The sequence below is a fragment of the Halomonas sp. genome, assembly GCF_034520545.1.
Classification (GTDB): Bacteria; Pseudomonadota; Gammaproteobacteria; order Pseudomonadales; family Halomonadaceae; genus Halomonas.
On sequence record NZ_JAXHNN010000002.1, the window covers coordinates 307,022 to 333,000 of the forward strand.

Annotated in this window: 24 protein-coding genes, 1 tRNA gene and 2 pseudogenes; 22 read left to right on the top strand and 5 right to left on the bottom strand. The window is 66.4% G+C overall.

Features of this window, described 5'->3' with window-relative positions; translation table 11 throughout:
• Window positions 1-107: 107 nt before the first annotated feature.
• The gene (locus tag U5L98_RS01455) at window positions 108-1,760 is read left to right on the top strand and encodes an acyl-CoA dehydrogenase family protein (RefSeq protein WP_322556572.1); all 1,653 of its coding nucleotides are present in this window, start codon (window positions 108-110) and stop codon (window positions 1,758-1,760) included.
• Here the strand turns inward: U5L98_RS01455 and U5L98_RS01460 are convergent.
• Together U5L98_RS01460 and U5L98_RS01465 are read right to left on the bottom strand one after the other, a co-directional pair.
• Window positions 1,700-2,932 (bottom strand): EAL domain-containing response regulator, encoded by a 1,233-nt coding sequence (locus U5L98_RS01460; protein ID WP_322556573.1) that lies wholly within the window; start codon window positions 2,930-2,932, stop codon window positions 1,700-1,702. The two genes, U5L98_RS01455 and U5L98_RS01460, sit on opposite strands and share 61 nt — an antisense overlap.
• 100 nt (window positions 2,933-3,032) lie before the next feature.
• On the bottom strand, window positions 3,033-3,650 hold the full coding sequence (locus tag U5L98_RS01465) for a LysE family translocator (protein ID WP_322556574.1): 618 nt from the start codon (window positions 3,648-3,650) through the stop codon (window positions 3,033-3,035).
• 176 nt (window positions 3,651-3,826) lie between these two features.
• Here U5L98_RS01465 and U5L98_RS01470 point away from each other — a divergent pair, with 176 nt between their 5' ends.
• Both U5L98_RS01470 and U5L98_RS01475 read left to right on the top strand, forming a co-directional pair.
• A complete protein-coding gene (locus tag U5L98_RS01470; RefSeq protein ID WP_322556575.1) occupies window positions 3,827-3,982 on the top strand; it encodes a hypothetical protein in 156 nt (51 codons plus the stop codon).
• Window positions 3,983-4,091: 109 nt separating this feature from the next.
• Window positions 4,092-4,580, top strand: coding sequence for an exopolysaccharide biosynthesis protein (locus tag U5L98_RS01475; RefSeq protein ID WP_322556576.1), 489 nt, complete (start codon window positions 4,092-4,094; stop codon window positions 4,578-4,580).
• A gap of 231 nt (window positions 4,581-4,811) precedes the next feature.
• On the opposite strand, the gene U5L98_RS01480 is transcribed toward U5L98_RS01475, so the two are convergent.
• Window positions 4,812-4,898: transfer RNA gene (locus tag U5L98_RS01480), tRNA-Leu, on the bottom strand.
• Window positions 4,899-5,038: 140 nt separating this feature from the next.
• Between U5L98_RS01480 and queA the strand changes: the two genes are divergently transcribed.
• From queA to secF, 5 genes and pseudogenes are all read left to right on the top strand, one after another.
• Window positions 5,039-6,091 carry a tRNA preQ1(34) S-adenosylmethionine ribosyltransferase-isomerase QueA gene (queA, locus tag U5L98_RS01485; RefSeq protein ID WP_322556577.1) on the top strand — a complete coding sequence of 351 codons (1,053 nt, stop codon included), beginning with the start codon at window positions 5,039-5,041 and terminating at the stop codon, window positions 6,089-6,091.
• Window positions 6,092-6,169: 78 nt separating this feature from the next.
• A complete protein-coding gene (tgt, locus tag U5L98_RS01490) occupies window positions 6,170-7,288 on the top strand; it encodes a tRNA guanosine(34) transglycosylase Tgt (RefSeq protein WP_322556671.1) in 1,119 nt (372 codons plus the stop codon).
• A gap of 66 nt (window positions 7,289-7,354) precedes the next feature.
• Window positions 7,355-7,690 carry a preprotein translocase subunit YajC gene (gene yajC, locus U5L98_RS01495; RefSeq protein WP_318726860.1) on the top strand — a complete coding sequence of 112 codons (336 nt, stop codon included), beginning with the start codon at window positions 7,355-7,357 and terminating at the stop codon, window positions 7,688-7,690.
• A 151-nt stretch (window positions 7,691-7,841) separates the two neighbouring features.
• Window positions 7,842-9,693, top strand: a pseudogene (gene secD / locus U5L98_RS01500) (protein translocase subunit SecD).
• A gap of 9 nt (window positions 9,694-9,702) precedes the next feature.
• Window positions 9,703-10,626 carry a protein translocase subunit SecF gene (secF, locus tag U5L98_RS01505; RefSeq protein WP_322556578.1) on the top strand — a complete coding sequence of 308 codons (924 nt, stop codon included), beginning with the start codon at window positions 9,703-9,705 and terminating at the stop codon, window positions 10,624-10,626.
• A gap of 130 nt (window positions 10,627-10,756) precedes the next feature.
• Here the strand turns inward: secF and U5L98_RS01510 are convergent, their stop codons facing one another.
• A complete protein-coding gene (locus U5L98_RS01510) occupies window positions 10,757-11,551 on the bottom strand; it encodes an inositol monophosphatase family protein (protein WP_322556579.1) in 795 nt (264 codons plus the stop codon).
• Between the two features lie 145 nt (window positions 11,552-11,696).
• Here U5L98_RS01510 and U5L98_RS01515 point away from each other — a divergent pair, with 145 nt between their 5' ends.
• From U5L98_RS01515 to der, 14 genes are all read left to right on the top strand, one after another.
• Window positions 11,697-12,443 (top strand): RNA methyltransferase, encoded by a 747-nt coding sequence (locus U5L98_RS01515; RefSeq protein WP_322556580.1) that lies wholly within the window; start codon window positions 11,697-11,699, stop codon window positions 12,441-12,443.
• Window positions 12,444-12,525: 82 nt separating this feature from the next.
• Window positions 12,526-13,410: a serine O-acetyltransferase gene (gene cysE / locus U5L98_RS01520; RefSeq protein ID WP_322556581.1), complete on the top strand. Its 885-nt coding sequence runs from the start codon at window positions 12,526-12,528 to the stop codon at window positions 13,408-13,410.
• 82 nt (window positions 13,411-13,492) lie between these two features.
• Entirely contained in the window at window positions 13,493-13,960 is a 468-nt protein-coding gene (gene iscR, locus U5L98_RS01525; protein WP_322556582.1) for a Fe-S cluster assembly transcriptional regulator IscR, read from the top strand.
• Window positions 13,961-14,018: 58 nt separating this feature from the next.
• On the top strand, window positions 14,019-15,176 hold the full coding sequence (locus tag U5L98_RS01530; RefSeq protein WP_322556583.1) for an IscS subfamily cysteine desulfurase: 1,158 nt from the start codon (window positions 14,019-14,021) through the stop codon (window positions 15,174-15,176).
• A 25-nt stretch (window positions 15,177-15,201) separates the two neighbouring features.
• A complete protein-coding gene (locus U5L98_RS01535; RefSeq protein WP_040184132.1) occupies window positions 15,202-15,528 on the top strand; it encodes a HesB/IscA family protein in 327 nt (108 codons plus the stop codon).
• Window positions 15,529-15,753: 225 nt separating this feature from the next.
• Complete coding sequence (ndk, locus tag U5L98_RS01540) at window positions 15,754-16,182, top strand: nucleoside-diphosphate kinase (RefSeq protein ID WP_322556584.1); 429 nt, start codon at window positions 15,754-15,756, stop codon at window positions 16,180-16,182.
• Between the two features lie 60 nt (window positions 16,183-16,242).
• Window positions 16,243-17,370, top strand: a complete 1,128-nt coding sequence (gene rlmN, locus U5L98_RS01545; protein WP_322556585.1) for a 23S rRNA (adenine(2503)-C(2))-methyltransferase RlmN — start codon at window positions 16,243-16,245, stop codon at window positions 17,368-17,370.
• Between the two features lie 120 nt (window positions 17,371-17,490).
• The gene (pilW, locus tag U5L98_RS01550) at window positions 17,491-18,219 is read left to right on the top strand and encodes a type IV pilus biogenesis/stability protein PilW (protein ID WP_322556586.1); all 729 of its coding nucleotides are present in this window, start codon (window positions 17,491-17,493) and stop codon (window positions 18,217-18,219) included.
• Between the two features lie 48 nt (window positions 18,220-18,267).
• Window positions 18,268-19,251: a RodZ domain-containing protein gene (locus tag U5L98_RS01555; RefSeq protein WP_322556587.1), complete on the top strand. Its 984-nt coding sequence runs from the start codon at window positions 18,268-18,270 to the stop codon at window positions 19,249-19,251.
• 10 nt (window positions 19,252-19,261) lie between these two features.
• Complete coding sequence (ispG, locus tag U5L98_RS01560; protein ID WP_322556588.1) at window positions 19,262-20,377, top strand: flavodoxin-dependent (E)-4-hydroxy-3-methylbut-2-enyl-diphosphate synthase; 1,116 nt, start codon at window positions 19,262-19,264, stop codon at window positions 20,375-20,377.
• A gap of 40 nt (window positions 20,378-20,417) precedes the next feature.
• The gene (hisS, locus tag U5L98_RS01565) at window positions 20,418-21,746 is read left to right on the top strand and encodes a histidine--tRNA ligase (RefSeq protein ID WP_322556589.1); all 1,329 of its coding nucleotides are present in this window, start codon (window positions 20,418-20,420) and stop codon (window positions 21,744-21,746) included.
• Window positions 21,747-21,774: 28 nt separating this feature from the next.
• Entirely contained in the window at window positions 21,775-22,431 is a 657-nt protein-coding gene (locus U5L98_RS01570) for a tetratricopeptide repeat protein (RefSeq protein ID WP_322556590.1), read from the top strand.
• Entirely contained in the window at window positions 22,428-23,588 is a 1,161-nt protein-coding gene (gene bamB, locus U5L98_RS01575; protein WP_322556591.1) for an outer membrane protein assembly factor BamB, read from the top strand. Before U5L98_RS01570 ends, bamB begins: the two co-directional genes overlap by 4 nt.
• A complete protein-coding gene (der, locus tag U5L98_RS01580; RefSeq protein ID WP_322556592.1) occupies window positions 23,585-24,991 on the top strand; it encodes a ribosome biogenesis GTPase Der in 1,407 nt (468 codons plus the stop codon). Before bamB ends, der begins: the two co-directional genes overlap by 4 nt.
• A 30-nt stretch (window positions 24,992-25,021) precedes the next feature.
• Here the strand turns inward: der and U5L98_RS01585 are convergent.
• Window positions 25,022-25,879 (bottom strand): annotated as a pseudogene (locus U5L98_RS01585) (ATP-binding protein); the annotation flags it as partial.
• Window positions 25,880-25,979: the final 100 nt, after the last annotated feature.

A 25,979-nucleotide genomic window follows, 5' to 3' on the forward strand; every position in this document is an offset into this window, starting at 1 on the left:
GAAATGCCTTCAGCCTACCCAGTCACGGCGGCAGCGTCACGCCGCGCGTTGACCGCGTCCGTGTCGACGACCATGCTCATGGCAGGCCTCTACTGCGGAGCACCACCATGCCCGACCCCGCTCCCCGCACCCGGCTGGCCACCCACGAGGTGACCAACCAGCCCTCGCCACCGACGGACCGCGACCTGCTCGCCGAGGATGCCCCGCTGCAGGAAGCCCTGGCCCGGGAGGCCCCGGATTGGGTTGCCAGACGCCTCGTCCCGCTGGGGCGCGAGGTAGGCAGCGCCCGTGTCCAGGCCCTCGGGGAGGCGGCCAACCGCCACCCACCCGAGCTGCGCCTCTTCGACCGTTATGGCCGACGGCTGGACGAAGTGGCCTACCACCCCGCCTACCACGAGCTGATGCACCTGGCCATCGACCACGGCTGGCATGCCGTGGCCTGGCAGGAAGAGGGCGGTGGCGGCCACCAGGCCCATGTCGCCGCCCTCTACCTGCTGACTCAGGCCGAACCGGGCTTCTGCTGCCCCATCACCATGACCCATGCCGCCATGCCGGTGCTGCGCCAGACGCCCGCCATCCAGGCGTACTGGGCCCCGGGACTGCTGGCCTGGGACTATGACCCCCGCGTGCTGCCCGCGGGAGAGAAGACCGGGCTGACCTTCGGTATGGCGATGACCGAGAAGCAGGGTGGCAGCGACGTGCGCGCCAATACCACCCGCGCCGAACACACCGCAGATGGCTGGCGGTTGACCGGACACAAGTGGTTCTGCAGCGCCCCCATGTCCGATGCCTTCCTGACCCTAGCCCGCACCGACGAGGGCCTTTCCTGCTTCCTGGTACCGCGCTTCACGCCGGAGGGCGAGCGCAACGCCATCGAGCTGCAGCGTCTCAAGGAGAAGTGCGGCAACCGCGCCAATGCGTCGGCGGAGATCGAGTATCGTGGCGCTCAAGCCGAGCCGGTGGGCGAGCCCGGCCGCGGCATCGCCACCATTCTCGAGATGGTCCAGCAGACCCGGCTCGATGCCGCCACGGCCCCGGTGGGCATGATGCGCCAGGCACTGGTGGAGGCCTGGCAGCATGTCCGGGAGCGCCACGCCTTTGGCCGAGCGCTGGCCGAGCAGCCGCTGATGCGAGTGCTGCTGGCCGACATGGCCCTGGAGGTGGAAGCCGGCCTGGCGCTGGTGATGCGGGCCGCCCGAGCCTTCGATGGCGCCGCCCGTGGCGATGCCAGTGAGCAGGCCCTGTCACGGCTACTGCCGACCCTGGCCAAGTACTGGCACAACAAGCGCACGCCGGGCTTCATGGCCGAAGCCATGGAATGCCTGGGCGGAATCGGCTATGTGGAGGAGGCGCCGCTGGCCCGACTCTACCGCGAGGCGCCGGTCAACTCGATCTGGGAAGGCTCGGGCAACGTGATCTGCCTGGACCTGCTGCGCGTGCTGGGCCGCCATCCGGAGGCACTGGCGGCGCTGCAGGACGAGTTCGCCCCGGTACGTGGCCAGCAGACCGAGCTCGATCGCGCCCTGGCCCTGCTGGAGGCCGAGCTGGCCGCACCGCCCGAGGCGCTGGAGCCGCGTGCCCGCTGGCTCGCTCAGCGGCTGACCCAGTGCCTGCAGGCCGCCCTGCTGCTGCGCCATGCCCCGCCGGAAGTGGCCGAGACCTTCTGCCGCTCACGGTTAGGTGACGAGGCCGGACCGGCCTACGGGGTGTTATCCGCAGATGCCCCGGTCACGGCACTACTGGCGCGGATCGGCGATTGAGCATTGGCCAGCGCCAGGATGTCCGCGGCGGGCATGGGCCGCGCCAGGCCGAAGCCCTGCACATGGGTGCAGCCGTAGCGCTCCAGGCTAGCCAGGCAGGCGAGGTCCTCGATCCCCTCGGCCACCACCCGGATGCCCAGTCTGCGTCCCAGCAGGGCCACCGCCTCGACGATGGCGGCATCCTGGGCATCCTCGAGCAGGCGGCTGACGAAGCTGCGATCGACCTTGAGCTCGCTGATCGGCAGCAGCTGCAGCCGGGCCAGCGACGAGAAGCCCACCCCGAAGTCATCCACCGAAACCTCCAGACCACCGAGGTGCAGCCGTGCCGCGACCTCGCTGCCGAGCAGCTCATCTTCCATGGCGGCGGTCTCGGTGATCTCGAGTATCACGGGAGTGTCCCCCGCCGAACATCGCCCCTCGCTGATCAGGGAGAGCAGCTCCGGAGACATCAGATCATCGGCAGTGACATTGACCGACAGCGACAGGGAGAGACCGGCCCCGCGCCAACGGGCGGCATCTTCCAGCGCCAGCTGCAGCACGCGGCGCGTGAGGTGACGGTTCTGGTCCGGCGTGAGCAGTGGCAGGAAGCGACCGGGCACCAGCAGGCCTGCCTCAGGATGAGCCCAGCGGACCAGCGCCTCCACACCGCTGAGTCGGCCGCTGGCCAGCTCGAACTGGGGCTGGTAGTGGAGAGTAATCTCCTGGCGAGCGAAGGCCCGGTCGAGTTCCTCGATGCGGCAAGGGGGCGTGACGGTGCAGGCGTCATCCGACGGATGGCCCAGAGCAAGAGCCTCGAGACACTCGCGCAGCTCTATGAGCCGCATCGGCTTGTCCAACGAGGCCAGCATCTGCAGCCCCAGGGCCTGGCCGAGCCGCTCAGCGATGCGCACGATCTTACGCTCGACCCCGCTTAGCAGCAGCACCCGGCCGAGGTAACCGCTTTCGGCCAGCCGGCGCAGCATGGAGATGCCATCCTGCTGGCCGAACTCAAGGGCCATGATAACCAGCTGCGGGCGACGCACCATGACCTCGCCGATCAGATGCTGGCCGTTCCGGCAGTAGCGGCACTCCATGCCCAACGTACGCAGCTGAAGCGACAGGGTGGCAGCGGCATCGGGATCCTCCTCGAGTACCACCGCCAGTCGCTGGGTCTGCATCATCAGGTCATTCATCCAGGGGATTCCCGCCAGGGCACTGAACTTCAGGGTATCAGCAAAACGCCTGAGGCCAAGGAACCTGCCATGATGTACGTCAACGCAAGCGATCAATCCATCAGGCGATGGGCCCGACCACCACCCGCAGCGCCAGGGCCAACAGCAGCACGCCGGTGATGCGGTTGAGCCAATGCGCCCGGGCCTGCAGCCAGGGCAGCACCCGCGAGTGGGACAGGCCCACCGCCACCAGCACGTACCAGCCGCCGTCGATGACCATCGCGGTGAGCACCACCAGTGCCTTGGCCACGAGGCTCATCTCGGGGGTCACGAACTGGCTGAGCAGGGCGATGAAGAAGAGGATCAGCTTGGGGTTGCCCAGCGCTACCAACATGCCCTCGCGTGCCGCCTGGCGCCGGCTGGTGGCCATGGCCGAGGCATGCAGGGCACCGCCACGACCGGCGCGCAGGGCCTTGACCCCCAGCCACGCCAGGTAGGCCGCTCCGCCCCAGGTGATCGCCTGGAACAGCATCGGAAAGCGCACGATCAGCGCCCCCAGACCCCAGACCGTGAGCAGCGCATAGAACCCCACGCCCAAGGCATGAGCGAGGGCCGCCGCGACGCCCGGCAGGCGCCCTCCACCCAAAGTATGGCGCAGCACCAGGGCCAGGCTGGGACCGGGCGACATGGCCCCCATGGCACAGACAGCGGCCAGTGATAGCCAGAGCGAGAGGGGCATGCAGGAACCTCCAGTGATCGGGATGACCAACGAAAACAGCCCTCCACCCGATCACGGGAGAAGGACTGTGTTGTCACTACCTTACGCCATACCGGGGCAAGGCAACAGCCCTGGGGGCTGCAGGGCCCTCGGCCGCGACGCTACAATGTTGGCCCACCTCGACAGAGACGTTGCTCATGACGGTCCGAACCTTCGCCATTGCCCTGCTGATCATCGGCGCCCTGCTGCCCATCATCGGCTGGTGGGCCTCGAGTCCGGTTGCCTTCGTAGGGCCGGCACTGCTGCTGCTCGGCGCCCTGCTCCTCTGGACCGGGAGGCGGCATGGCCGGTGACACCAGCGAGACCCCGGAGCAGGCGCCCCCTGACCGGCCTACTGGACAGGGTCCAGCAGGCCGGTGAACGACCAGCGAAAGCGTCAGCCTCGGCGCCATCCTCGACAGCGTGGGGCGTCGCTCTTTCGCGCCCTTCCTGCTGATCGCCGGGCTGATCACCCTGGCCCCGCTAGTCGGCGACATTCCCGGCGTGCCCACCCTGATGGCTCTGCTGGTAGTGCTCTCCTCCATCCAGCTACTGGTTGGCCGGAAGCATATCTGGCTACCGGCCTGGCTGCTGGAACGACGGGTCTCACGGCAGCGTTTCGCAAAAGCCACACGCTGGATGGAGCGCCCGGCCCGCTGGGTCGACCGTCTGCTCAAAAGGCGCCTCGTTTGGCTCACACGGCCACCGGCCCACCTCCCCGTGGCCCTGACCTGCCTGCTGATCGCCCTGGCCATGCCCCCCATGGAGGTCGTGCCCTTCACCGCCAATGGCGCCGGCCTGGCCCTTACTCTCTTCGCCCTGGCACTGCTCGCCAACGACGGCCTGATGGCCTTGCTGGGTTACGCCCTGACCGGCGGCACCCTGGCGCTGGTGATCGTCAACCTGATCTGAACGACGCGGCCGGCGAGGCGCTGGCGGCTGGCAAAGTGGTCCTGAACCGGCTCGATGCAGACTCCATCGCGTGATCGATGCCGGCTTTGAGGAGACCTGCGCCGATCGAGCAGGCGACCCGGCACACGAGAAAGTCACAGCCTGGGGGGCAATGACGACGAGTGAGGCGGAAGAAAACGGCAGAAACGCAAACAGCCGCTCATGAGCGGCTGTTTCAAATCGAATTCACACTGGTACCGGCGGTCGGACTCGAACCGACAAGGGCTTGCACCCGGCGGATTTTGAATCCGCTGCGTCTACCAATTCCGCCACGCCGGCAACGCGAGGGCATTATACGTGGGCACCGGTGAAGGTCAATCGGTCGGCTGACTTCCCTGCCTCGAAACGGTATCCTGTCGGGCTTTTCACGGCTCGTCGAGAGTCGCCCGATACGCCCTGAGCCGGACCCGAAACTTACCATGCAGCGCGCCGACTTCCACTACGAGCTCCCTGAGGAGCTGATTGCCCGCTACCCCTCCGAGCAGCGCAGCGACTGTCGCCTGCTGTGCGTCGATGGCGCGAGCGGCGAGCTGGCCCATCGCCGCTTCACTGATCTGCTCGAGCTGCTCGAGCCCGGCGATTTGCTGGTGTTCAACGACACACGGGTGATTCCCGCCCGCCTGCACGGCCACAAGGCTAGCGGCGGCAAGGTGGAAATGCTGCTCGAACGCCCCCTGGACGCCCATCGTGGCCTAGCTCACCTGCGCAGCAGCAAGTCGCCGAAGCCCGGTACCGAGATCGAATTCGAGGGCGGCATCCGCGCCGTGGTGGAGGGGCGCCGCGATGCCCTATTCGAGCTGCGCTTCCTGGGCGAGACACCGTTGATCGCGCTGCTTGAGCAGCACGGACACATGCCGCTGCCGCCCTACATTACACGCGAGGACGAGCTGGCCGACCGCGAGCGCTACCAGACCGTCTACGCGCGCCGCGACGGGGCGGTGGCCGCACCCACCGCCGGGCTGCACTTCGACGAGCCGCTGCTCGAGGCCCTGGCCGCCAGGGGGGTCGAAAGTGCCTACGTCACCCTGCACGTGGGGGCCGGCACCTTCCAGCCGGTACGCGCCGACGATATCCGCGAGCACCATATGCACAGCGAGTGGATCGAGGTCAGCGAGGCCGCCTGCGCGCAGGTGCGTGACGCCCGAGCCCGGGGCAACCGCATCGTGGCCGTGGGCACCACCAGCGTGCGCTGCCTGGAAAGTGCGGCTAGAGAAAGCGCCTGCCTGAAGAGTACCGATGGCCAGATCGCGCCCTACAGCGGCGAAACCGACATCTTCATCTACCCGGGCTATGAGTGGCGCTGCGTCGATGCCCTGATCACCAACTTCCACCTGCCGGAGTCGACGCTGCTAATGCTGGTTTCCTCATTTGCCGGATTCGATACGACCCTGGGGGCCTACCGTGAGGCCGTGGCCGAGCGCTACGCCTTCTTTAGCTACGGCGATGCCATGTTCGTGACACGCAAGCCCTGACCCGCGAACCCCGATTCGCCGACTCCCCCAAGGCAGCCCCGATGCGCAACGAGAGCCCCCATGCGTAAAGATAGCTTCATGACATTCGAGCGCCTGGCCAGTGACGGCCGGGCGCGACGCGGTCGACTGACCTTTCCCCGCGGCACCGTCGAGACCCCGGCCTTCATGCCGGTGGGCACCTACGGCACCGTCAAGGGCATGACACCTCAGTCGGTGGCGGAGATTGGCGCCGAGATCATCCTCGGCAACACCTTCCATCTCTGGCTGCGCCCCGGCACCGAGGTCATCGAGGCCCACGGCGACCTTCACGACTTCGCCCAGTGGGACAGGCCAATCCTCACCGATTCCGGCGGCTTCCAGGTCTTCTCGCTGGGCGCCATGCGCAAGATCACCGAGCAGGGGGTGCACTTCCGCTCGCCGGTGGATGGCGCCAAGGTGTTCATGGGTCCCGAGGAGTCCATGGCAGTGCAACGCTCGCTGGGCTCCGACGTGGTAATGATCTTCGACGAGTGCACCCCCTACCCCGCCACCGAGAAGGAAGCCGAACTCTCCATGCAGCGCTCGCTGCGCTGGGCGAAGCGCTCAAGGGATGCCCATGGCGACTCTTCCGCGGCGCTGTTCGGCATCATCCAGGGCGGCATGCACTCCGGGCTCCGCGAACGCTCCCTCGAGGGTCTGCTCGAGATCGGATTCGACGGCCTGGCCATCGGCGGCCTCTCGGTGGGCGAGCCGAAGCACGAGATGCTCGAGGTCCTCGACTATCTCCCGGGCTGGATGCCCGACGATACCCCGCGCTACCTGATGGGCGTGGGCAAGCCCGAAGACCTGGTGGAAGGCGTGCGCCGCGGGATCGATATGTTCGACTGCGTGATGCCTACCCGTAACGGCCGCAACGGGCACCTTTTCACCGCCGAGGGAACCGTCAAGATCCGCAATGCCAAGCACCGCTTCGACACCCGGCCGCTCGAGGAGGGCTGTGACTGCTACACCTGTGGGCACTTCTCACGTGCCTACCTGCACCATCTCGATCGCTGCGGTGAGATGCTCGGTTCCATGCTCAATACCATTCACAACCTGCGCCACTACCAGCGCCTGATGGCCGGTTTGCGCGGTGCCATCGAAGCGGGTACATTGGCGAACTTCGTGGAAGGCTTCTATGCGCAGCGCGGCCTGCCGGTTCCTCCCGCACCGAATTGACCCACGGCCGGCCCGCAAGGCCGGCCGTAGAACATACTGCTTTCATCACTCAGGAGATCGTCATACATGCTGGACTTCTTCATTTCCCCGGCCATGGCCCAGGACGCCGGCGCCGCCGGTGGCGGCATCGCCCAGATCGTCATGCTGGTCGGCTTCGTGGCCATCTTCTATTTCCTGCTGTGGCGCCCCCAGGCCAAACGCGCCAAGCAGCACAAGCAGTTGATCGGCAACCTCGCCAAGGGTGACGAGATCGTCATCGGCGGGGGCATGCTGGGCCGCATCACCAAGGTGAGCGACGACAGCGAGTTCCTGAGCATGGAGATCGCGGAAGGCACCGAGGTCAACGTGCAGAAAAATGCCGTGGCCGCCGTACTTCCCAAGGGCACGCTCAAGTCCATCTGACCCGGGCGTCTTCCCGCCTCCGCCGCGGCCCCTTCCGGGCTGCGGCGTAGGCCGTCCTGCGGCCGCTGCAGCAGGAGCCGCGCGACCGGCTCTTGCCCTCACCGGTCGCCTGATCAGCCTCCAACGTCCGCAACCTGAGGGCAGGGCCCCCATGCTCAACCGTTACCCCCTGTGGAAGTATCTGCTGATACTCGTCGTTCTCCTCGCTGGCCTGGTCTACTCGCTGCCCAACCTCTTTCCACAAGATCCGGCAATCCAGATCAGTAGCGAGCGTGGCAATGCCACCATCGACGCACGCCAACTCGAGCGCATTCGCGCTACGCTGAGCGATGCTGGCATCGAGGTAGAGGCCGTCGAGCGCAGCGAGACCAGCACACTACTGCGCCTGAACAACTCCGAAGACCAGCTCGCTGCCCGCGAACGCATCAGCGAGATGCTGGACAATGACTATGTGGTGGCGCTGAACCTGGCCGAGTCCACGCCCGGCTGGCTGCAGTCGCTCTCCGCCTCGCCCATGACACTGGGCCTCGATCTACGCGGCGGGGTGCACTTCCTGCTGGAAGTCGACATGGACGCCGCCCTCGAACAGCGCCTGGAAGTCAACGCCAGCGCCATGCGCGAGCAGCTGCGCGGCGAACGGATCCGCTATCGCGATACCGAGATCGAGGACCGCACCGTCTCCATGGCGTTCGCCAATGCCGAAGACCGCGACGAAGCGCGCAGCCTGATCGCCCGCGAGTTTCCCGACTTCGACTACCAGAGCGAAGGCGACGACCGTGGCGCCCGCCTGGTCATGACCATGAGCGAGCGGGCCGTTCAGGAGCTCCAGGACTACGCCATCAACCAGAACCTCACCACCCTGCGCAACCGGGTCAACGAGCTGGGCGTGGCCGAGCCGCTGGTGCAGCGCCAGGGGCCAGATCGCATCGTGGTCGAGCTGCCCGGCGTGCAGGACACCGACCGCCGCCAAGCGTATCGTGGGCGCCACCGCCAACCTCGAGTTCCGTCTCGAGGCGCGCCCCGATACGCCGGACAACGAGACCGAATCCTTCCCGTTCCGCAATCAGGAGTCGCGCAGCGCCGAGCTGATGCGCGATGTGATCATCACTGGTGACAGCGTCTCGAATGCCAACCACAGCTTCGACGAGAACGGCCGCCCCCAGGTCAATATCGACCTGGACGGCACCGGTGGCACCCTGATGAACCGCGCCACCCGCACCAACATCGGCCGCAACATGGCGGTGCTGTACATCGAGCACAAGACCCGCGAGACCACCGTGACGGTGGACGGCGAAGAGGTCGTCAAACGAGACCCCTACACCGAGCGTGGAATCATCAGCCTGGCGACCATCCAGAGCGCGCTGGGCAACAGTTTCCGCATCACCGGGCTCGACTCACCCACCGAGGCCGCTGAACTCGCCTTGCTGCTGCGCTCCGGCTCGCTGGCCGCGCCCATCTACTTCGTGCAGGAGCGAACCATCGGGCCAAGCCTGGGCGCCGAGAACATCGAGCGCGGCGTGATGTCGGTGCAGATCGGTCTGCTGCTGGTGGTGCTGTTCATGCTGGTGCGCTACAAGGTGTTCGGCGTCTTCGCCAACGTCGCCCTGGCGCTTAACCTGACCCTGCTGGTGGCGGCCATGTCGCTGCTCGGCGCCACCCTGACCCTGCCCGGCATCGCCGGCATCGTGCTGACGCTGGGCATGGCGGTGGACGCCAACGTGCTGATCTTCGAGCGCATACGCGAGGAGCTGCGCACCGGACTCTCGGTACAGCAGGCCATCACGGCCGGCTACGAGCGCGCCTTCACCTCGATCATCGATGCCAACATCACCACCCTGCTGGTGGCAGTGATCCTGTTCTCCATCGGCACCGGACCGGTCAAGGGCTTCGCCGTGACCCTCTCGCTGGGGATCATCACCTCGCTGTTCACCGCCCTGATGGTGACGCGGGCGATGGTCAACCTGACCTACGGCGGCAAGCCGGTCAAGAAGCTCTGGATATAAGAGGTGGCAATGAAATCCCTCGTCAATCGACAGATCGACTTCATGGGCAAGCGCGGGATCGCCTTCGCGATCTCGGGCCTGCTCCTGCTGGTGTCGATCGCCGCGCTGCTGTTCCAGGGGCTCAACCTGGGGCTGGACTTCACCGGTGGCACACTGGTGGAGGTCCGTTACGCGGTAGCGCCATCGCTGGAGGCCGTTCGCCAGCTCCTCGAGAATGCCGACTTCCGAGACGTCTCGGTGCAGACCTTCGGCGCCTCCACCGAGGTACTGATTCGCCTGCAGCAGGCCTTCGACCCCGATGTCGGCGAACAGGTAGTAAATCTACTGCGCAACGCCGGCGACGAAGTGGAGCTGGTGCGTGCCGAGTTCGTCGGCGCCCAGGTGGGTGACCAGCTGCGCGATCAGAGCGGCATGGGCCTGCTGGTGGCACTGGGCATCGTGATGCTCTACGTGGCCGCCCGCTTCCAGTACAAGTTCGCCATCGGCGCCCTGCTGGCGCTGCTGCACGACGTGATCATCGTCGTCGGCATCTTCTCGCTGTTCCAGTTCGAGTTCGACCTCACCGTACTCGCCGCCCTGCTGGCAGTGATCGGCTACTCGCTCAACGACACCATCGTGGTCTACGACCGCATCCGCGAGACCATCCGCAAGTCACGTATCGATGACATGCCGACGATCTTCAACGAAGCGATCAACATGACCCTGTCGCGTACCCTCGCGACCTCCGGCACGACCCTGCTGGTGCTCTTCGCGCTCTTCTTCCTGGGCGGCGACATGATCCACTTCTTCTCCATCGCGCTGATCGCCGGTGTGGTGGTCGGTACTTTCTCGTCCATCTACGTGGCTGCAGCCCTGCTGCTGGCGGTGAAGCTGGATCGCGAGGACCTCATCCCGGCGAAGAAGGAAGATCCCGAGGAAGAAGAGCTGCCCTGAAGCTGGAAGCTGGAAGCTGGAAGCTGGAAGCTGGAAGCTGGAAGTACAGAGCCTGAACCGAATCCGCCCCCGCAGTCAGACTGCGGGGGCGGAATTTTTTCTTACAGCTTCAGGCTAAAAGCTTACGGCTTTAGAAATGCGGCTTGAGCTGCTGCACGAGCGCCTTGTAGAGGCGCGGCCCGGCGGCCATCAGGCGCCCATCGATCTCGACACTGGGTTGGCCGTCGGGCGTGCCCATCAAGGCGCCACTCTCCTTGAGCAGCAGCGAGCCAACGTGCAGGTCCTGCTCCTCCAGGCCCAGCACGAAAGCGGCGTCTGCACGCCCCGCCGCCAGCTCGGCGATGTCGAGCAGGCCGCTGCCCGAGGCACGCTGCAGCTCAATCTCCGGGCCAAGCTGCTGCACCAGCGTCAAGTAGGAGGGGAGAAGGCGCGAGCGCAGTCCAGTCTCGGGAAGGCTCATGGCGATGCGGGTACCGGCTACGGCGGTATTCTTCGACACGCGCAGGCGCTTGCCGTTGAGCTGGGCTCCGCGCCCACGACTGGCCAGGTATTCGTCATCGCTGAAGGGGCAGATCACCACCGCATGCTCCGGACGGCCCTTGACGAGACAAACCACCGACAGCGCGAAGCCCGGAGAAGCCACACTGAGGTTGGAGTACCCATGGATGGGTTCAATCCTCCACAGCGTGTCGGCACCCTCGCCCTCGCCAGCGCTGTGAGGCGTGAAGCGCCCCTGGACGCCATGTTGGGGATAGCCCCGGGAGAGCTGACGAACGATCAGCGTCTCGGCATTGCGGGCGGCATCCTCGAGCAGACGATCGAGGTTGTGCTCCTGATGAGAGTTCTCGATTCGCTCGCGAATACGCAGGAACTGTTCGCCGGCGCTACGTGCAGCACGCAGCGCGAATTGGACCATCGGATGCATGATCGGACCTTGGGGAGTCGGTGGTGTTAAAGAACGGGTCGGCGCGCATCCTAGCAGAAGCGCGCGGAGCACGCCATTCGACGCACTCGGCCGGCGTGATAGAATCGAGCGCTTTCGCCTCTACCCAGTATCTACAGGCCCCACCATGCTCGAGCGCATTCGCATCATCCTGATCGGCACCAGCCACCCCGGCAACATCGGCGGCACCGCCCGCGCCATGCACAACATGGGCCTCTCCGACCTCGCGCTGGTGGCGCCGCGCTGCGAGCCGCTCACTACTGACACCGTGTCCCGCGCCTCGGGGGCCGATCACATCGTCCATGGCGCCCAAACGGTGGAGGCCCTGGAGCAGGCGGTGACCGACTGCACCCTGGTGGTCGGGGCCAGCGCCCGCTCACGTACCCTGCCCTGGCCGATGATCACCCCCCGGGCACTGGCTGATCGGCTCCCGACGGAGCTAGCCAGCTCCGAGGCGCGTGTCGCCCTGGTCTTCGGCCGCGAGGACAGCGGCCTTTCCAACGCAGAGCTGCAGCGCTGCCATGCCCATGTGCATATCCCCACCAACCCCGACTTCAGCTCCCTGAACCTGGCTGCCGCGGTGCAGGTGCTGGCCTATGAATGCCGACAGGCCTGGCTTGTAGAACCGCAATCGCCAGGGGAAGCCGAGGCGGCACCGTCCCAACCGCTGGCCACCCACCAGGAGCTCGAGCACTACTTCGAGCACCTGGAGCGCACCCTGGTCACCATCGGTTTCCACGACCCGGCTACCCCGAGGCAGCTGATGGCCCGGCTGCGTCGCTTCACCCTGCGAGCCCGCCCCGAGCGCATCGAGCTCAACATCCTGCGCGGCATCCTCACCGCCACCGAGCAGCAGGCCGAACGCCGCGACTAGAACAGACGCGGCTTGAAGCCGGCTCACCGCGCCCTCAATATAAAGACCTCTCACTATCGCCCTGTCACCCAAGGACCGCTGCATGCTTGAACGTCTGCGCGAAGACATCAACAGCGTATTCGCCCGCGACCCGGCGGCACGTAATTTTCTGGAAGTGCTGACCAACTACCCGGGCCTGCATGCCCTGCTCCTCCATCGCTGCGGCCACTGGCTGTGGCGGAAGAACCTCAAGTGGCTGGCGCGCACCCTTTCCAGTTTTTCGCGCTGGCTGACCGGCATCGAGATCCATCCCGGGGCGACCATCGGCCGACGATTCTTCATCGATCACGGCATGGGCGTGGTGATCGGCGAGACGGCCGAGGTCGGCGACGACGTCACCCTCTATCAGGGTGTGACCCTGGGCGGAACCAGCTGGAACCAGGGCAAGCGCCACCCGACCCTGGAGAACGGCGTGATCATCGGTGCCGGCGCCAAGATCCTCGGCCCCTTCAGCGTAGGCGCCGGCGCCAAGATCGGCTCCAACGCCGTGGTCACCAAGGAAGTGCCTGCTGGCGCCACCGTGGTCGGCATCCCCGGCAAGGTCGTGCAGCGCGTCGAACCGGACCATGCCGAGGAGCTGGAAGTGGATCCTGCGCGTCGCGAGGCGATGCGCCGCAAGTTCGGCTTCGATGCCTACGGCGTCAGCCAGGACATGCCCGACCCCGTGGCCCGCTCCATCCAGGCGATGCTCGATCACATGCACGCCGTGGACGAGCGGATCGAGCGCATGTGCACGACCCTGCGCAAGGTCGACGCCAGCTACCGTGACGGCCGCCTGCCGGAGCTGCGCGATGAAGACTTCGCCGACATTCTCGACGACGTGGACAGCGGCTGCCCACCCCGGGAAGAGCAGGATGAGCGAAGCGTGGACGACACACCAACGGGCGACCAGGAATCTGCCACTCCCCCTCGCCGGCGCAATGGTTGACCGCGATACTCGGTCTTTACCATAATGGCTGATCACGTTCATTGACTGCCGACCCGAGTGTCGGTGCCGAGGTGAGTTCCTCATGCGCCTGACCACCAAGGGACGCTACGCCGTCACCGCCATGCTCGACCTGGCCATGAATGCCGACACCGGCCCCATCAGCCTCGCCGACATCTCGAAGCGTCAGGAGATTTCGCTCTCCTACCTGGAGCAGCTGTTCGCGAGATTACGGCGTGCCCGGCTAGTAGACAGCGTGCGTGGCCCGGGCGGCGGTTACCTGCTTGCCCATACAGCGGAGGGCATCACCGTGGCCCAGGTCATCGAAGCGGTGAACGAATCCGTGGACACCACGCGCTGTGGCGGCCTCTCGGATTGCCAGCAGGGCGACACCTGCCTGACCCATCATCTGTGGTGCGAACTCTCCGAGCACATCCACGACTTCCTCCAGGAGGTCACCCTGGCCCAGCTGGCCGGACGCGGGGAGATCCAGGCCATTGCCAGCCGCCAGCGTGGCCGGTGGGATGATGGCATTCTGGCCTCCAGCACCTGAGTGGCCGTCACTGGCACCACTTCCCACAGCCCCGATTCCACAGCAGAACAGCGAGCCCATGAGCGCACCCGTTTACCTCGATTATGCCGCCACCACCCCGGTCGACCCACGGGTCGCGGAGGTCATGAGCCAGTACCTGACTCTCGACGGCATCTTCGCCAACCCCGCCTCGCGTAGCCACATGCTCGGCTGGCAGGCGGAACAGGCCGTGGAGAGTGCCCGCCGTCAGGTCGCCGACCTGATCGCTGCCGACCCCCGCGAGATTGTCTGGACCAGCGGCGCCACCGAGGCCGACAACCTGGCGCTGACCGGCTTCATGCGGGCCAATCGCACCCACGGCCGCCATCTGGTGACCTCCCTCATCGAGCACAAGGCGGTGGTCGACACCGCCAAGGCGCTGGAGGACGAGGGCTTCGAGGTGACCTGGCTGACGCCGGGCCGCGACGGACGAGTCACGCCCGAACAGCTGCGCGAGGCCATGCGCGACGACACCGTGCTGGTCTCACTGATGGCCGTGAACAACGAGCTGGGCGTCATCCACGACCTGACGGCACTGGCCGAGGTGGCACACGCCTTCGGTGCAGCCTTCCACGTGGATGCCGCCCAGGCAGTGGGCCGCATCCGGCTGGACGTCGGCCGGTTCGGCATCGACCTGATGTCGCTATCAGGCCACAAGGCCTATGGCCCCAAGGGCATCGGCGCCCTCTACGTGCGGCGCAGCCCCGACCTCCGGCTGGAAGCACTGATCCACGGCGGCGGCCATGAGCGCGGCATGCGTTCCGGGACCCTGCCCACCCACCAGATCGCCGGAATGGGCGAGGCCTTCGCCATCGCCGCAACCGAGGGGGAAGCCGACCAGGCGCGCATCACCGCGTTGCGCAACCGCCTTCTCGATGGCCTTAAGGATCTTGAAGGCATCCACCGCAACACCGCGGTCGAGGTAGCGGTCCCTAACATCCTCAACCTGGCCTTTACGGGGGTGGAAGGCGAATCGCTGCTGATGGCGCTGCGCGACATCGCACTGTCTACAGGCTCGGCCTGCAACTCGGCGAGCGTCGAGCCCTCCTATGTCCTCAAGGGCATCGGCCTGCCACGCCCACTGGCACTGGCCTCATTGCGCTTCAGCTTCGGCCGCTTCACCACCGAGGCCGACATCACTCGCACACTGGATGTCCTGCGACATGCCCTGGACGGGCTGCGTCGCCGGGCGGTCTGACCCTACCACGATCAGGAGAGAGACCATGGCACACCTTTCGATCACCACTGCCGCCGCCGAGCAGATCCATCGGGTGCTCGACGAGCGAGGCCACGGCCTTGGCCTGCGGGTTTCGGTCAAGCCCAGCGGCTGCTCCGGATACAGCTACGTACTCGACTTCGCCGACGAGGCGGCCAACGACGATGTGACCTTCGAGGAACACGGCGTAACGGTCTTCGTCGCCCCAGAGGCCCTGGAGATGCTCGATGGCAGCGAGGTCGACTATGTCTCGGAGGGGCTCAACCGCTTCTTCCGCTTCAACAACCCCAACGTCAAGGATGAGTGCGGCTGTGGCGAGAGCTTCAGCGTCTGAACGATTGTTCAACGCCGTCCCGGAGCGTTATACTCCTCGCCCTGCCGGCGCCCGCTGCCTAAATGCCGGAGCGCCGGCCGCAGCTTTCGATTCGCCGCGCCGTCCTCTCCTTCGCGGAGCCAGGGCGGCGCGGCGCTATCCATAGCTCTTGATCATATCCATAGCTCTTGATCAATAGCTACTTCATCCATCGCCACATCATCAAAGCAACCGGAGACATGCCCCATGGCCAATCAGCGCACCCTGTCCATCATCAAGCCCGACGCCGTCGCCAAGAACGCTATCGGCGAGATCATCGCGCGCTTCGAGAAGGCCGGCCTCCAGGTCGTCGCCGCCAAGATGCTCAAGCTCGACGACGACAAGGCCGGCGGCTTCTACGCCGAGCACAAGGAGCGCCCCTTCTTCAAGGACCTGGTCGGGTTCATGACCTCCGGCCCGGTGGTCGTGCAGGTGCTGGAGGGCGAGGATGCCGTGGCCAAGAACCGTGACCTGATGGGCGCCACCAACCCCAAGGAAGCGGCGCCGGGTACCATCCGTGCCGACTTCGCCGAGACCATCGACGCCAACGCCGTGCATGGCTCCGACTCTCCGGAATCCGCAGAGCGTGAGATCGCCTATTTCTTCGAGGCCGACGAGATCTGCCCGCGCGGCTGATCACGCCTCTCCCGCGGGGGTAGTCCTACCCCCGCCTGCTCCAACGACTCGCTGACCGCCATGACCGCCACCACTGCTCCCCGTCTCACCAATCTGCTCGGCATGTCCCGCGCGGAAATGGAAACCTTCTTTCTCTCCATCGGCGAGAAGAAGTTCCGTGCCGCCCAGGTAATGAAGTGGATCCATATCGAGGGCTGCGATGACTTCGCGGCCATGACCAACCTCTCCAAGGCGCTGCGCTCGCGCCTGGCCGAGGTCGCCGAGATCCGCGGCCCGGGCGTGGTCTACGAGGGCAGCTCCAGCGACGGCACCCGCAAATGGGTGCTTGAGGTCGAGGACGGCAGCTACGTGGAGACGGTGCTGATCCCCGCCGACAATGGCAAGCGCCGCACCCTGTGCGTTTCCTCTCAGGTCGGCTGCTCGCTGGACTGCAGCTTCTGCTCCACCGGCAAGCAGGGCTTCCAGCGCAACCTCACCGCCGCTGAAATCATCGGCCAGGTATGGGTGGCCCAGCGTAGCGTGGGCCCGCGCCGCGACACCGCCAACCGCCCCGTCACCAACGTGGTGATGATGGGCATGGGCGAGCCGCTGCTGAACTATGACAGCGTCGTGCCGGCGATGAAGCTGATGCTCGACGACGACGGCTACGGCCTCTCCAAGCGCCGCGTCACGCTCTCCACCTCTGGCGTAGTGCCGATGATCGACAAGCTCGGCGACGAACTCGACGTGAGCCTGGCCATCTCGCTACATGCCGCCAACGACGAGCTGCGCAACGAGCTGGTGCCGCTCAACCGCAAGTACAACATCCGCTCCCTGCTCGACGCCTGCCACCGCTACCTGGCCAAGTGCCACGACACGCGGATGGTGACCATCGAGTACACGGTGATCAAGGACGTCAACGACCAGCAGGAACACGCCGAGCAGCTCGCCACCCTGCTCGAGGAGCTGCCGTGCAAGATCAACCTGATCCCCTTCAACCCCTTCCCGCACTCGGGGTACGAGAAGCCGTCGCGCAACCAGCTGATGCGCTTCCAGCAGTGGCTCTATGAGCTGGGCTACACGGCACCGATCCGCACCACGCGCGGCGACGACATCGATGCCGCCTGCGGCCAGCTGGTGGGTCGTGTCAAGGATCGCACCAAGCGCCACGAACGCTATATCCAGTCCATCCAGATCGATGCCGACTGATCGGAGGGCGCCTTGACTTCGACCGGCCTCGGCGCTTTGATGGATGAGCCTTTTTTACCGTCGGCCGCATGTCGAAAGCCATTCGCGGCGACCGGTTCCGTACCACCCGGAGAGGATGCCATGATTCGTCGCCCGAGCATGACCGGCCTGAGGCAGATACCCGCTGTCTCCATGCTGCTGGGCTCGTTGTGGCTGGCCGGTTGCGCCACCCAGACCAATCTGCCCGGGAGCAACGGCAACGAGGCCGCCGAGGCCTATACCCGCCTCGGCGTCGCCTATCTTGAGCGCAATAACCTGCATCGCGCCATGAACGCCCTCGACCGTGCGCTGGAGATCGATTCCCACGATTCCGAGGCCCTGCAGGCCATGGCCATGGTCCACCAGCGCCAGGGCGAGGCCGAGCTGGCCGACGAGACCTTCCGGCGTGCCGTCGACGCCGACCCATCGTTCACCCGGGCACGCAACAACTACGCCGCATTCCTGTATGATCGTGGCCGCCTCACAGAGGCTTGCGAGCAGCTCGAGCAGGCCTCTCGCGATACCCAGTACGAGAACCGCGGGCAGCTGTTCGCCAACCTCGGCCAGTGCCGGCTCGAGATGGGCGACATCGAGGCCGCCCGCGAAAGCCTGGCCCGCGCCCAGGCGATCACCCCGCGCCGCTCGCGCAGTTACCTGCTGCTGGCAGAACTCGAGTATGCCCAGGGCAACCTGGAGCGCGCCGAGCAGCAGCTCGAGACCTACATGCGCCTCGCAGGCCCCCGCGCCGAGGCCCTGCGACTGGCCCGAGACATTGCCCGGGATCGCGGCGACTCGGCCACTGCCAGCTTCTACGCCGACCAGCTGGAGTGACCCCGTGCCGCACCCTGACCACCGTTTTCTGACCAAGGATGCTCAGCCATGAGCGACACTCACACCGATGATGCCGCCGAGACCGCGCCACACCAGGCCTCGCCGGGCGAGATGCTGCGTCGCGAGCGCGAGACCCAAGGCCTCGACCTCGAGGAGGTCGCCGCTGCCCTGAACCTGCGTCCGGCGGTGATCCGTGGCCTGGAAGAGGACAGCTACGAGGAGGTGCCGATCGCCACCTACCGGCGCGGCTACCTTCGCGCCTACGCCCACCTGCTGGGTATCGATGACACCCCGGTGCTGGAGGCCTATCGCACCCGCTTCGGTAGCGTGGATGCCGCCCAGCGCAAGGTCACCCCGATACAGGTCACCCGGCCGCCCTCGCACCTGGGCACCTGGCTGTTCCGCCTGATGACCGTGCTGGTACTGGCTGGCCTGATCGGACTGACACTGATGTGGTGGCAGAGCCGCGGCGGGAACGAGCCGCCTGGCATCGGCCAGAGCGACCCTGTATCCGTCGATAGACTCGACGGCTCCAGCATCATTCCCGATTCCACCAGCCCGCCCCCCGAGGCCGAACCGGAAAGCCTGCCGCCGCTGCCCGAAGAGGACATCGACGCCGTGCCCGATACGGACATCGAGGCCGCCTCGGGCACGGAGACCACCGTCGCCGAGGAGCCGCAAGAAGATACCAGCCCCGCCACCACGGCTGATGAAGTCGATGCCGACCTCGCCGAAACGGCCGTCGAGCAGGACGCCGCCGAGGAAGAGCCGTCCGCCCCGGAGCCGGACCCTCGTCTGCTCGAATTGACCTTCAACGAGCAATCCTGGACCGAGATCTTCGACGCCAACAACGAGCGCATCTTCGTCGGCCTGCAGGAACCCGGCACCACGGCCAGCGTCGAAGGCGAACCGCCGTTCCGCATGACCGTGGGCAACGCCACCGGTGTCGAGCTGGTCTGGCAAGGCGAATCCGTGGACCTCCAGGCCCGCGCCGGGGCCAACAACGTTGCCCGCTTCACCCTGGGAGAATGAGTCCGCCACCATGCACGCACAATCCCCCATCGTTCGCCGCACGTCACGCCAGATCCATGTCGGCAAGGTGCCGGTCGGGGGCGATGCCCCCATCTCGGTGCAGAGCATGACCAACACCGACACCCTGGACGTGGCTGCTACCGTGGCCCAGATTCGCCAGCTCGAGACCGCCGGCGCCGACATCGTGCGCGTCTCGGTGCCCGACATGGACGCCGCCGAGGCCTTCGGGCGCATCAAGCGCGAGGTCGAAGTACCCCTGGTGGCCGATATCCACTTCGATTATCGGATCGCCCTGCGCGTCGCCGAACTCGGCGTTGATTGCCTGCGCATCAACCCCGGCAACATCGGCAAGGAAGATCGCGTCCGCGCCGTGGTCTCGGCCGCTCGCGACAACGGCATCCCGATCCGCATCGGCGTCAACGCCGGCTCGCTGGAGAAGGACCTGCAGAAGAAGTATGGCGAGCCCACGCCCGCGGCGCTGGTCGAGTCGGCCATGCGCCATATCGACCACCTGGACCGCCTCGACTTCCCCGACTTCAAGGTCAGCGTCAAGGCCTCGGACGTCTTCATGGCCGTGGCTGCCTACCGTGACCTGGCCACGCGCATCGAGCAGCCGCTGCATCTTGGTATCACCGAGGCCGGCGGCCTGCGCTCGGGCACCGTCAAGTCGTCGATCGGGCTGGGCATGCTGCTGATGGACGGCATCGGCGACACCATCCGCGTGTCGCTGGCCGCCGACCCGGTCGAGGAGATCAAGGTCGGCTACGACATGCTCAAGAGCCTGCGCCTGCGCAGCAAGGGCATCAACTTCATCGCCTGCCCCAGCTGCTCGCGCCAGAACTTCGACGTCATCGGCACCATGAACGCCCTAGAGGAGCGCCTGGAGGACGTGATGACGCCGCTCGACGTCTCGGTGATCGGCTGCGTGGTCAACGGTCCGGGCGAGGCCAAGGAGAGCGATATCGGTCTCACCGGCGGCAGCCCCGCCAACCTCGTCTACATCGACGGCAAGCCGGCGAGCAAGCTGCGTAACGACCACCTGGTGGACGACCTCGAGCGGCTGATCCGCGACAAGGTTCGCGAAAAGCAGCAGGCCGAACAGGATGTCATCGCCCGCGACGCCTGACCCTCTGAACGGCGTCCGGCGAGCAGACAAGGAGCAAGCATTGAGCAAGTCCCAAGCCAGTCAAAACGAACCCAGCAAGAAGAAGATCCAGGCCATCCGCGGCATGAACGACCTGCTGCCGGAACAGTCGCCCCTGTGGCAATACTTCGAAGGCAAGGTCCGCGATCTCATGGGCCGTTACGGCTATGCCGAGATTCGCACGCCCATCGTCGAGCAGACCGCGCTGTTCAAGCGCTCCATCGGCGAAGTCACCGACATCGTCGAGAAGGAGATGTACACCTTCGAAGACCGCAACGGCGACAGCCTGACCCTGCGCCCCGAGGGGACGGCAAGCTGCGTACGGGCGGCCATGGAGCACGGCCTGCTGCACAACCAGACCCAGCGCCTCTGGTACCAGGGCCCCATGTTCCGCCACGAGCGCCCCCAGAAGGGCCGCTACCGCCAGTTCCATCAGATCGGCGTGGAAGCCTTCGGCCTCGAGGGGCCGGACATCGATGTCGAGACGATCCTGCTCTCGGCCCGCCTGTGGAAAGCCCTGGGCCTGTACGAGCATGTCACCCTGGAGCTCAACTCCCTGGGCTCCTCCGAGGCACGTGCCGCCTACCGCGACACGCTGGTGGCCTACTTCGAGCAGCATCATGCCCTTCTCGACGAGGATTCCCGTCGGCGCCTGAGCAGCAACCCCATGCGCATCCTCGACTCCAAGAATCCCGACATGGCCGAGATGCTCGACGCCGCGCCGCGGCTGATGGACCACCTTGACGATGCCTCCCGCGAGCACTTCGAGCAGCTCTGCGCCATGCTCGATGCCGCCGGCATCGACTACGTGATCAACCCACGGCTGGTGCGCGGCCTGGACTACTACGGCCGCACCGTCTTCGAGTGGACGACCACGGCACTGGGCAGCCAGGGCACGGTGTGCGCCGGCGGCCGCTACGACGGCCTGGTGGAGCAGCTCGGCGGCAAGCCGACGCCGGCGGTGGGCTTTGCCATGGGCATCGAGCGGCTGGTGCTGCTTCTCGAGACCCTGGAACTGATGCCGGAGAACGCCCGCGGTGAGCTCGACGTCTACCTGCTGCCCATGGGCGAGTCGGCGACCGCCGCTGCCCTGCTCCTCGGCGAGCGCCTGCGTGGGACCCTTCCCGAGCTGCGCGCACAGGTGCACTGCGGCGGGGGGAGCTTCAAGAGCCGCATGAAGAAGGCCGACCGCAGCGGCGCTCGCCTGGCCCTGCTGCTCGGCGAGGACGAGTTGGCCGAGGGCAGCGTGACCCTGAAGTTCCTGCGCGAGGAACGCGAGCAACAGCGTCTCTCCCAGGCAGAGCTCACCGACACCCTGACATCCCTGCTGGAGGGCGAATCCTTCGCCTGACGGACATCTGTATCAGAGGAGACCGCCCGTGGCGGAGCTGAAAACCGAGGAAGAACAGCTTGAGGCCATCAAGCGCTGGTGGAAGGAGAACGGTACCTCGCTGATCGCCGGCGTGGTCATCGCAGGGGCCGGCGTGTTCGGCTGGAACGCCTGGCAGGACTATCAGGCAGGCAAGGCCGAGGCTGCCTCCATGCGCTACCAGCAGTTACTTGACCTCACCGGCCAGGACGAACTGGGTGAGCAGGCCCGACAGCGTGCCACCGAGCTGGTCAGCGAGATCACCGACGAGCACGGCAAGACCCTCTACGCCGACCTGGCGCGGCTGCTCGATGCTCGCATGGCCATCGACACAGGTAACCGAGGGCAGGCGCAGGCCGCCCTGGAAGCGGTGATCGATGGCAGCGAACGCGACTACATCGCGGGCCTGGCTCGCTTACGCCTGGCCCGCCTGCAGCTTGCCGAGGGCAGCGCCGAGACGGCCCTGGCCACCCTGGAGGGCGTACCCGAGGCCCTGGCGGCCCAGCGCGCCGAGGTGAGGGGCAATGCCCAACATGCCCTGGGCCGCGCCGACCAGGCCCGTGAGGCCTGGCGCGAGGCCCTGACCCTCGCCGATGAACGTGACCAGCCGCTGTACGGCGTCCAGCTCAAGCTGGATGACCTCGGCGTCGAGGAGGCCACCCTATGAGACCGACCCTGAGACCAACCCTGCTGATAGTGGCGACCACCGCCCTGGCCCTGCTGGCCGGCTGTGCCGGGAAGACCGAGCCCGAATACGCCAAGCGTGAGCTGCAATTCCTGAACGCCACCACCGATGTGACGACGCTGTGGCGCGAGCGCATCGGCAAGGGGCTGGGAGAATCCGGCTATCCGGTGGCCCCGGCCCAGGAGGGTGACACCGTCTTCGCCGCCGACGGCCGTGGTCTTGTCGAGGCCCTTGATGCGAACAGCGGCGAGACCCGCTGGAAGGTCGAGCTCGATACCCCGATTTCCAGTGCCCTGACGGCCGTGGCCGGCAGCCTCTTTATGGCGACTCGCAACGGCGAAGTGCTCTCTCTCGACCAGGCAGACGGCGAGATCCAGTGGCGTAAGAGAGTCACCAGTGAGGTGCTGGCGGCACCCCAGGCCAACCAGCAGTTGCTGGTGGTCCAGGCCGTCGATGGCAGTGTCATCGCCTTGGACCGCACCAGCGGCGACGAACGCTGGGTCTACACTGGCCCGCGCCCCTCGCTGACCCTGCGCGGCACCGGTACGCCCACGGTGATCGACCCGGTCACCTTCGCCGGCTTCGCCAACGGCCGCCTGGTGACGCTGGACAACCGCAGCGGCCAGCCGCTCTGGGAGCGCCGCATCGCCATCCCCCAGGGGCGCAGCGAGATCGATCGCCTGGTCGACCTGGCCGGCCAGCCGGTCCTGACCCAGGACGGCCGACTCTTCGTGACCAGCTACAACGGTCGCCTGGCCGCCCTCGATGCGCGCTCCGGCGAAGTGCAGTGGTCGCGAGAAGTTTCCAGCTACCACACCCCGGTCCTGGTGGGCGACTTCCTGTTCGTGGTCGACGAGGCCAGCCACGTCATCGCCGTGGATGCCGGGTCCGGCAACGAGATCTGGCGCAACGAGGCACTCGAGGGGCGCTCGCTCACCGCACCGGCCTTCGCCACCGACCATCTGGTGGTGGGCGACGTGGAGGGCTACCTGCATCTGATCGATGCCCGCGAGGGCGAGATCGTCGGGCGCGACCGCGTCGACGGTTCGGGGATCGGCGTGCGCCCCCTCACCGATCGCCGCCGCATCTATGCACTGGCCAACGACGGCACCCTGAAGGCACTGGAGCTTCGTCCATGACGTCACCGGTGATCGCCCTGGTCGGCCGCCCCAATGTCGGCAAATCGACGCTGTTCAACCGCCTGACCCGCTCCCGGGACGCCCTGGTGGCGGACTTCCCGGGGCTGACCCGCGATCGCAAGTACGGCAACGGCATGCTCGGCGACAAGGCCTACACCGTGATCGATACCGGCGGCATCAGCGGTGACGAGGAGGGCATCGATGCGGCCATGGCCGAGCAGTCGCTGGTGGCCATCGACGAGGCCGACATCGTGCTGTTCATGGTCGACGCCCGCGCCGGCCTCAACGTCGCCGACGAGGCCATCGCCAACCACCTGCGGGTCAACCAGAAGAAGACCTGGCTGGTGGTCAACAAGATCGACGGCCTGGAAGAGCACAGTGCCATGGCCGACTTCTGGCAACTCGGGCTGGGCGACCCGCAGCCCGTCGCTGCAGCCCATGGTCGCAACGTCACCGCGTTGATCGAGGAGGTCCTCGAGCCCTTCCCCGCACGCGACGAGAGCATCCCCGCGGATACCGGCACCAAGGGCATCCGTATCGGCGTGATCGGCCGCCCCAACGTGGGCAAGTCGACCCTGGTCAACCGTCTGCTCGGCGAGGAGCGAGTGATAGTCTTCGATGAGGCCGGCACCACTCGCGACGCCATCGAGATTCCCTTCGAACGACGCGGCAAGCCCTACGTGCTGGTGGACACCGCCGGGGTCAGGCGCCGCAAGAACGTCCGCGAAGTGACCGAGAAATTCTCGATCATCAAGACCCTCGAGGCCATCAAGGAGTGCCACGTGGCCATCGTGGTGCTGGATGCCCGTAGCGGCCTGGTGGAGCAGGACCTGCACCTGCTGGACTACGTGCTGACCAGCGGGCGCGCCCTGGTGCTGGCGGTCAACAAGTGGGATGGCCTGGAGCACGAGGCCAAGGAGTCGATGCGCGCCGAGATCAAGCGCCGCCTGGGCTTCGCCGACTATGCCGACCTGCACTTCATCTCGGCGCTGCACGGCACCGGTGTGGGCGACCTCTATCCGTCGCTGGAGCGCGCCTTCGCATCGGCCAACGCCCACTGGTCCACCAACCGTCTTACCACCATCCTCCAGGATGCCGTGGAGGCTCACCAGCCGCCCCTGGTTCACGGGCGACGCATCAAGCTGCGCATGGCCCACCAGGGCGGCAGCAATCCGCCGATCGTCGTGGTTCACGGCAACCAGACCGGCTCATTGCCTGAGGCTTACAAGCGCTACCTGACCAACACCTTCCGCAAGGTGCTCAAGGTGCGCGGCACCCCCATGCGCTTCGAGTTCCGGTCGGGGGAGAATCCCTACGATCAGATGGCCGGGGCCAGCGACCGGGAGAAGGCCAAGAAGCGCGAACTGGGGCGCACCCGGGAGGCGCGCGAGAGCCGCCGCTAGGACCGCCGGTCGGCCTGAGTCCTGCTTCCCGTGCAGGCGACGCTTGCCCACCCATTGGGTGGCGAACTGCCAGGCACCGCGCCCGCTGCGTCCACCCCGCAGGGTGGCGAAACGGATCGCCTCGGCGCGCGCCTCGGCATTCCAGTCCTCGCGATGGCCCAGCTGGGTAACCCAGTGACAGCAGGCCTCCAGGTAGACATCCTGATTGAAGGGATGGAAACCCAGCCATAGGCCGAAGCGGTCGGAAAGCGAGATCTTCTCTTCCACGGCATCGCCATGATGGAGTTCGTCGCCCACCAGCCGTGAGCCCTCGTTGTCGCTCATCGACTCCGGCAGCAGGTGGCGGCGATTGGAGGTGGCGTAGAGCAGCACATTGGGCGGTGGTCCGGTCAGGGCTCCGTCCAGAACGCTCTTCAGCGCCTTGTAGGCATCGTCATGACCCTCGAAAGAGAGATCATCGCAGTAGACGACGAAACGCTGGCGCTGGTGGCGCAACTGCTCCACCAGCACCGGCAGCGCCGAAAGGTCATGGCGGTCCACCTGTACCAGGCGCAGTCCTTCCTCGGACAGGCTGTTGAGCAGGGCACGAATCAGCGACGACTTGCCGCTGCCTCGGGACCCCCACAGCAGGGCGTGGTTGGCGGGAAGGCCTTGGAGAAAGGCACGGGTGTTGTCGACCAGCGCCAGCTTCTGCCGCTCGATACCCAGCAGGTCGTCGAGCGCCAGGGCGTCCCGGGGCGGAACCGGCAGCAAGCGTCCGCCGAGGGCGTGGCGCTGCCAGAGAGCGGCGACATCCCGTTCCCAATCCACCTCCACCGGCGGTGGCGGCAGCCAATGTTCGACGTGATCCAGCAGCTTGAGTAAACGACGCGACAGCTCGGCGTCCATGACGGCTTCCTCTCGGTGTGCATATTTCGCGGTTGACCTGACCGACGTTCGGGGTATCTTGTGGCGAACCTCGCCCCCCGTCCAGAGTCTCAATGATCTG